6 protein-coding genes are annotated in these 6,127 nt (G+C 59.1%); 3 read left to right on the forward strand and 3 right to left on the reverse strand.

Features of this window, described 5'->3' with window-relative positions; translation table 11 throughout:
* Positions 1-10: 10 nt before the first annotated feature.
* On the reverse strand, positions 11-439 hold the full coding sequence (gene hemJ, locus GQA94_RS06345) for a protoporphyrinogen oxidase HemJ (protein WP_158187286.1): 429 nt from the start codon (positions 437-439) through the stop codon (positions 11-13).
* A 134-nt stretch (positions 440-573) separates the two neighbouring features.
* Between hemJ and argC the strand changes: the two genes are divergently transcribed.
* Both argC and erpA read left to right on the forward strand, forming a co-directional pair.
* Positions 574-1,608 carry an N-acetyl-gamma-glutamyl-phosphate reductase gene (gene argC, locus GQA94_RS06350; protein WP_158187287.1) on the forward strand — a complete coding sequence of 345 codons (1,035 nt, stop codon included), beginning with the start codon at positions 574-576 and terminating at the stop codon, positions 1,606-1,608.
* Positions 1,609-1,753: 145 nt separating this feature from the next.
* Positions 1,754-2,104 carry an iron-sulfur cluster insertion protein ErpA gene (erpA, locus tag GQA94_RS06355; protein WP_014851496.1) on the forward strand — a complete coding sequence of 117 codons (351 nt, stop codon included), beginning with the start codon at positions 1,754-1,756 and terminating at the stop codon, positions 2,102-2,104.
* 78 nt (positions 2,105-2,182) lie between these two features.
* Here the strand turns inward: erpA and GQA94_RS06360 are convergent, their stop codons facing one another.
* Positions 2,183-3,274, reverse strand: a complete 1,092-nt coding sequence (locus GQA94_RS06360) for an anhydro-N-acetylmuramic acid kinase (protein WP_158187288.1) — start codon at positions 3,272-3,274, stop codon at positions 2,183-2,185.
* Entirely contained in the window at positions 3,274-4,674 is a 1,401-nt protein-coding gene (locus tag GQA94_RS06365; RefSeq protein ID WP_158187289.1) for an OapA family protein, read from the reverse strand. Before GQA94_RS06365 ends, GQA94_RS06360 begins: the two co-directional genes overlap by 1 nt.
* A 185-nt stretch (positions 4,675-4,859) precedes the next feature.
* On the opposite strand from GQA94_RS06365, the gene tyrS reads away from it, so the two are divergent.
* Positions 4,860-6,059, forward strand: a complete 1,200-nt coding sequence (gene tyrS, locus GQA94_RS06370; protein ID WP_158187290.1) for a tyrosine--tRNA ligase — start codon at positions 4,860-4,862, stop codon at positions 6,057-6,059.
* Positions 6,060-6,127: the final 68 nt, after the last annotated feature.

The following is a 6,127-nucleotide window of genomic DNA, read 5'->3' on the forward strand; positions in this document are numbered from 1 at the left end:
CTTGGTTGATTCAGAACGGTTTGATGACCACGAGAATGACGATCGCCAGTAGCAGCAGCACTGGAACCTCATTGAACCATCGGTAGAACACGTGGCTGCGGGTGTTCTCGTTACGTGCGAAACGCTTCAGTTGCGCGCCGCATACATGGTGATAACCGATCAGTGCCACGACCAGTACGAGCTTGGCGTGCAGCCAACCGCCACTGCTGAACAATGCGGGGTTCAGGGCGACCATGCCGATCCCGAAAACGAGCGTGGCGATCATCGACGGTAACATGATGCCGCGGTAGAGCTTGCGCTCCATGACTTGAAAGCGCTCCCGGCTGGCGGCGTCCTCGCTCATGGCGTGATAGACGAACAGCCTCGGCAAATAGAACAGCCCGGCGAACCAGCAGACGATCGCTACGATGTGCAGCGCCTTGAGCCAGAGATAGAGCATTCGAAGGATTCCTTGGTCTTGAGGTCGGTACCGATAGTAGTGGCTTGAGGGCCCGCGCGTCATCTAGGTGGTTGGCCCTGGACGCAGGCCCCTTTATCATCCGTTCTTTATCGTTTCACTGCGCGAGGCAGCTCATGGTCAAGGTCGGAATCGTTGGCGGCACAGGCTACACCGGGGTCGAGTTGCTGCGTTTACTGGCGCAGCATCCGCAGGCGGACGTGGCCGTGATCACCTCCCGCTCCGAAAACGGGGTCAAGGTGACGGATATGTATCCGAATCTGCGAGGCCATTACGATGAGCTTGCCTTCAGCGTGCCAGACACGGCGACACTGGGCGCCTGCGATGTGGTTTTCTTCGCCACGCCCCATGGCGTCGCCCATTCGCTGGCGGCAGAGTTGCTGGACGCGGGCACGCGCGTCATCGACCTGTCCGCGGACTTCCGGCTGCAGGATGCCGATGAGTGGGCCAAGTGGTACGGCCAGCCACATGGCGCGCCGGCGCTGCTGCCCGAGGCGGTTTATGGCCTGCCAGAGGTCAATCGCGAGCAGATCAAGGGGGCACGCTTGATCGCGGTTCCGGGCTGTTATCCAACGGCGACCCAGCTCGGCTACCTGCCGTTGCTGGAAAACGGCTTGGCGGATCCAGCTCGATTGATTGCCGACTGCAAGTCGGGGGTCAGCGGCGCGGGGCGTGCCGCGAAAATCGGTTCACTGTTTACCGAGGCCGGCGAGAGCATGATGGCCTACGCCGTAAAGGGCCATCGCCACCTGCCGGAGATTACCCAGGGCCTGCGTCGTGCCGCCAAGGGAGACGTTGGGCTGACGTTTGTCCCCCACCTTACGCCAATGATTCGTGGTATTCATGCGACCCTTTACGCGACGGTGGCCGATACGTCTGTCGATTTGCAGGCACTTTATGAACGCCGTTACGCCAGCGAGCCGTTCGTCGATGTCATGCCGGCGGGTAGCCACCCGGAAACCCGAAGCGTGCGTGGAGCCAACATGTGTCGTATCGCCGTCCATCGTCCGCAAGGCGGCGACCTCGTGGTCGTGCTCTCGGTCATCGATAACCTCGTCAAAGGTGCGTCTGGTCAGGCGTTGCAGAACATGAACATCGCGTTCGGTCTGGACGAGCGGCTTGGCTTGGGCAACGCGGCGCTGTTGCCTTGAAGGTAAGCGCGGCCAGTTCCGTGTTGGCTGTTCATGGTGACTCGCTTCGATGCACGGGGCGCCGGAATAGTTGACCGATTTTGTAGGAGAAGCCGATAATGCGGCGTCAACGCAGTAATGGGCGCTCCCGCGCCAGGAGAACCAAATGAGTGTCGAATCCTTCACGCCCACCGCGATTCAGTTCAGTCAGGGTGCCGCGAGCAAGGTGAAGAGTCTGGTCGATGAAGAGGGGAATCCGCGGCTCAAGCTGCGTGTTTTCGTCACGGGCGGCGGTTGCTCTGGTTTCCAGTATGGCTTTACCTTCGACGAGGACCTAGCCGAGGATGACACCATCATCGAGCGCGAAGGGGTCAGCCTTGTAGTAGATCCGATGAGCTATCAATACCTTGCGGGCGCCGAGGTCGATTACCAGGAAGGGCTGGAAGGTTCTCGCTTCGTCATCAAGAATCCGAATGCGACCACGACTTGCGGTTGCGGCCAGTCCTTCTCGATCTGAAACGCTTGTGCTGAAACACACACCGCGCCGAGGCGCGGTGTTTTTGTTTGTGGCGCACGTGCAACGAACTTGCAGGATTCAGGCGGGGTAGATTGCGCCCAGAACGCGCGGCCCACGAGCCCCAGTCACTTCTGGTCGGTTGGCTGCGATGCCCTCGATGCAGCAATGCGCCAGCCAGGCGAATGCCATGGCTTCTATCCAGTCTGGCTCTATTCCGGAATCGGCAGTGCTGGTCACGCGGCAAGCCGGCATCAGGACCTGAAGTCGGTTCATCAGCGCGACGTTGTGCGCGCCGCCGCCGCAAACCAGCACATCCTGGGTTTCCGGTTGGGTGGCAGACAGCGAATCGCAAATACTGCGAGCCGTCAGTTCCAGCAACGTGGCCTGAACGTCTTCGGGGGGCACGCCAGGATACGAGGCAAGGCGGGCATCCAGCCAGGACAGGTTGAACAGCTCCCGCCCGGTACTCTTCGGACCCTGGGTGGCGAAGAAGTTATCGCTGAGCAGCGTTGCCAGCAGCTCGGTGTCGACGCGGCCGCTCGAAGCCCAATCCCCGTTTCGATCGTACGGACGATCGTGATGGCGTTGAATCCAGGCGTCGAGCAGTACGTTGCCTGGCCCGCAGTCGAAGCCACGCGTCGCTTTGCCGGGGCTAAGCAGGCTGAGGTTGCTGAACCCGCCGATGTTGAGCACTGCCCTGACCCGCGCTGCGTCGCCGAAGACCGCCTCATGGAACGCGGGCACCAGGGGCGCGCCTTGGCCGCCAGCGGCCATGTCGCGCCGACGAAAATCGGTCACTACGCTGATGCTGGTCAACTCCGCCAGCAATGAGGGGTTCCCGATCTGGATGGTGAAGCCGCGCTGTGGTTCATGCCGCACCGTCTGCCCATGGCTGCCGATAGCGCGGATGGTTGATGCGTCGGTCTTCGTCTTGCCGAGCAGTTTATGTATCCCGCTGCTGGCCAGTTCAGCCCAGGCCTGTTCAGCCATCGCAGCCCGAGCCAGCTCGTCCGGGCCGCTGGCGCACAGCTCCAGCAAGTCCTGCTTGAGCCGTGAAGGCATCGGCTCGTAATGAGTGGCGAGCAAGGTCGTTCGCTCGCCCTGCTCGATCAGGGCAAAGTCGAGGCCGTCCAGACTGGTACCTGACATGACCCCGATATAACGCGGCATTACTCGTTCTTCATCGCCAACATGGTCGCGCGCTCTTCATCCATGCGCGCCATCAGGGGTTTGCTCAGCTGCATGAAACGCTGTTGCTCGTTCTTTGCAATGGGGTCTGCCATGGGAAGTTTCAGGCCCAGCGGATCGACATGCACCCCATCGACCTGAAACTCATAATGCAGATGCGGGCCGGTCGACAAGCCTGTGGTACCGATATAGCCGATGATCTGACCTTGCTTGACCGACGAGCCGTTGCGCACGCCTTTGGCGAAGCCCTGCATATGGGCATAAAGCGTGCGGTAGCGGTTGCCATGCTGAAGCACTACGGTATTGCCGTATCCGCCCTTGCGCCCCGCTAGGAGGACCTTGCCGTCACCCGCGGCCTTGATCGGCGTACCCCGTGGCGCGGCGTAGTCCACACCCTTGTGGGCGCGGATCTTGTTCAGAATCGGATGCTTGCGACCGTTTGAAAAGCGGGAGCTGATGCGGGCGAAATCCACGGGCGTGCGAATGAACGCCTTGCGCATGCTTTTGCCATCGGCGGTGTAGTAGCTGCTGGTGCCCTGCTTGTTGGTATAACGGACGGCGGTATAGCTTTTGCCCCGATTAATGAAGCGAGCCGCGAGGATGTTGCCGGTTCCTACCTTTTCACCGCCAATGGTCTTCTGCTCGTAGACGACCTCGAACGAATCGCCTTTACGTATATCCATGGCGAAGTCGATGTCGTAGCCGAAGACGTTAGCCAGGTCCATCGTGAGGTTATGGCTGAGGCCTGCACGTTTGGCGGCCAGGAACAGGCTGCTCTCAATCTGCCCGAAGGCGTAGGCGGTGTTGACGTCCGGCTTGAGCTGTTCCTTCTTGAACACGTAGCCTGAGTCGGATCGCTCCAGGTGAACGCTTTCCAGCTTGTTCAGAGGGCTGCGAAGCTGCGCCAGGTTACCTTGCTCATCCAGTTCGAACTCAAGGCGCTGGCCGACTTTCAGACGCGCGAGTTGTTTTGCTTCCTTGCTGCTGGTCAGTACTTCGTGAACGGTGGATTGAGGCAGGCCCACTTTTGCAAATACCGTCGATAGCGTATCCCCATTGGCAACGACCACCTCTTTCGAGAGAGGCTTTGCTTCGACGACTTCTTCGTCTTCCTGCGCGGGCAGGGCTACTTGAGCCTCGGGTTCGCCTGCGTTTTCGATCGAAGTGAATGGCGTGTCCAAGGCATCGCTTGCGTGAGGTTCTTCACTTACGGTTGCGAGCTCTGCGGTGGTATCGAGACGAAGATCGAGAAAGGTTTTTTTCGCTTCGACTTCTCGAGATGGAAAGACAAGAAGTGCCAGGCTCAGAAGCGCAGCTACACCGCTTGCAGCCAGGAGATGGCTCTTCGGGTAGAGAGGTGCTTTCGATTTTGAATAGGTCATTAGATGTCTAGTGATGTCTGGCGATATTTTGTACAGGGAAAATATCTGACTAAAATATAATCAAAGTGCTGCCGAGGCAACCCTTGAATGCCTCGTGTCGTCCGTGGCCTCGTGTTCGCCGACATTGAAATTTCCCGGCGTTCTTGTAAGGTTGACCGCCTTTATTTCCTGGAATGGGGCCTCCAATGAAGTCGGTTCAAGAGCAGTTGTCGGTGATCAAGCGGGGCGCTGACGAAGTGCTCGTCGAGGCGGAGCTGGTCAACAAGCTCGAGCGCGGCCTGCCGCTGCGCATCAAGGCCGGTTTCGACCCGACTGCTCCGGATCTTCATCTTGGGCACACGGTGCTTATAAATAAGCTGCGACAGTTCCAGGATCTTGGGCACCAGGTGATCTTCCTTATAGGGGATTTCACCGGGATGATTGGTGATCCAAGTGGCAAGAGCGCGACGCGGCCACCACTGACTCGCGATCAAGTGCTGGAAAATGCCGAGACCTACAAGAATCAGGTGTTCAAGATTCTTGACCCAGCCAAGACCGAAGTCGCTTTCAATTCCTCCTGGATGGATCAACTGACGCCCTCTGACTTCATTCGTCTGGCCTCCCAGTACACTGTGGCTCGCATGCTGGAGCGCGATGACTTCAGCAAGCGTTACTCGACCAATCAGCCGATCGCGATTCATGAGTTTCTCTATCCCCTAGTTCAGGGGTATGACTCCGTTGCATTGAAAGCGGATGTAGAGCTCGGCGGCACGGACCAGAAGTTCAATCTGCTGATGGGGCGCGAGCTACAGCGTTCTTACGGCCAGGAATCGCAATGCATTGTCACCATGCCGCTCCTTGAAGGGCTGGACGGTGTGAAGAAGATGTCCAAGTCGCTTGGTAACTATGTCGGTATCCAGGAGGCGCCGGGCGTGATGTACAGCAAGCTGGTGTCTATCCCGGACGCGCTGATGTGGCGTTACTTCGAGCTGTTGAGCTTCCGTGATATGGCGGAAATCGAAGCATTCCAGGCGGACGTGGCGCGTGGTGCGAATCCGCGTGACATCAAGATCAAGCTCGCCGAGGAAATCGTGGCTCGTTTCCATGGCGAGGAGGCTGCAGCGACGGCTCACCGCTCAGCCGGCAATAGAATGAAAGAAGGCGAGCTGCCTGAGGATATCCCCGAGATCGAGCTGCGCGCCTCAGAAGATATGCCCATTTCCGCGGTGTTGAACAGGGCTGGCCTGGTAAAGAACGCGGCCGTGGCGCGTGATCTGCTGGCCTCGGGCGGGGTGCGGGTGGATGGAGAGGTGGTAGACCGCGGGTTTGTCGTCAAGCTCGGCAGTACGCATGTATGCCAGGCGGGCAAGAAGGCCTTCGGGCGCATTTCGCTCAAGGCTGAATAAATCCGAAAACAAGCGTTGACGTGTGATTCTGAGGGCCTATAATGCGCACCTTCTCCGGCGCAGGGCCT

It is taken from the genome of Stutzerimonas stutzeri, assembly GCF_009789555.1.
GTDB lineage: Bacteria > Pseudomonadota > Gammaproteobacteria > Pseudomonadales > Pseudomonadaceae > Stutzerimonas > Stutzerimonas stutzeri_R.

Excerpts from the sequence above, each read along its gene's own strand:
- hemJ (WP_158187286.1), bottom strand. The coding sequence starts at position 439 with ATGCTCTATCTCTGGCTCAAGGCGCTGCACATCGTAGCGATCGTCTGC.
- argC (WP_158187287.1), top strand. The coding sequence starts at position 574 with ATGGTCAAGGTCGGAATCGTTGGCGGCACAGGCTACACCGGGGTCGAG.
- erpA (WP_014851496.1), top strand. The coding sequence starts at position 1,754 with ATGAGTGTCGAATCCTTCACGCCCACCGCGATTCAGTTCAGTCAGGGT.
- GQA94_RS06360 (WP_158187288.1), bottom strand. The coding sequence starts at position 3,274 with ATGCCGCGTTATATCGGGGTCATGTCAGGTACCAGTCTGGACGGCCTC.
- GQA94_RS06365 (WP_158187289.1), bottom strand. The coding sequence starts at position 4,674 with ATGACCTATTCAAAATCGAAAGCACCTCTCTACCCGAAGAGCCATCTC.
- tyrS (WP_158187290.1), top strand. The coding sequence starts at position 4,860 with ATGAAGTCGGTTCAAGAGCAGTTGTCGGTGATCAAGCGGGGCGCTGAC.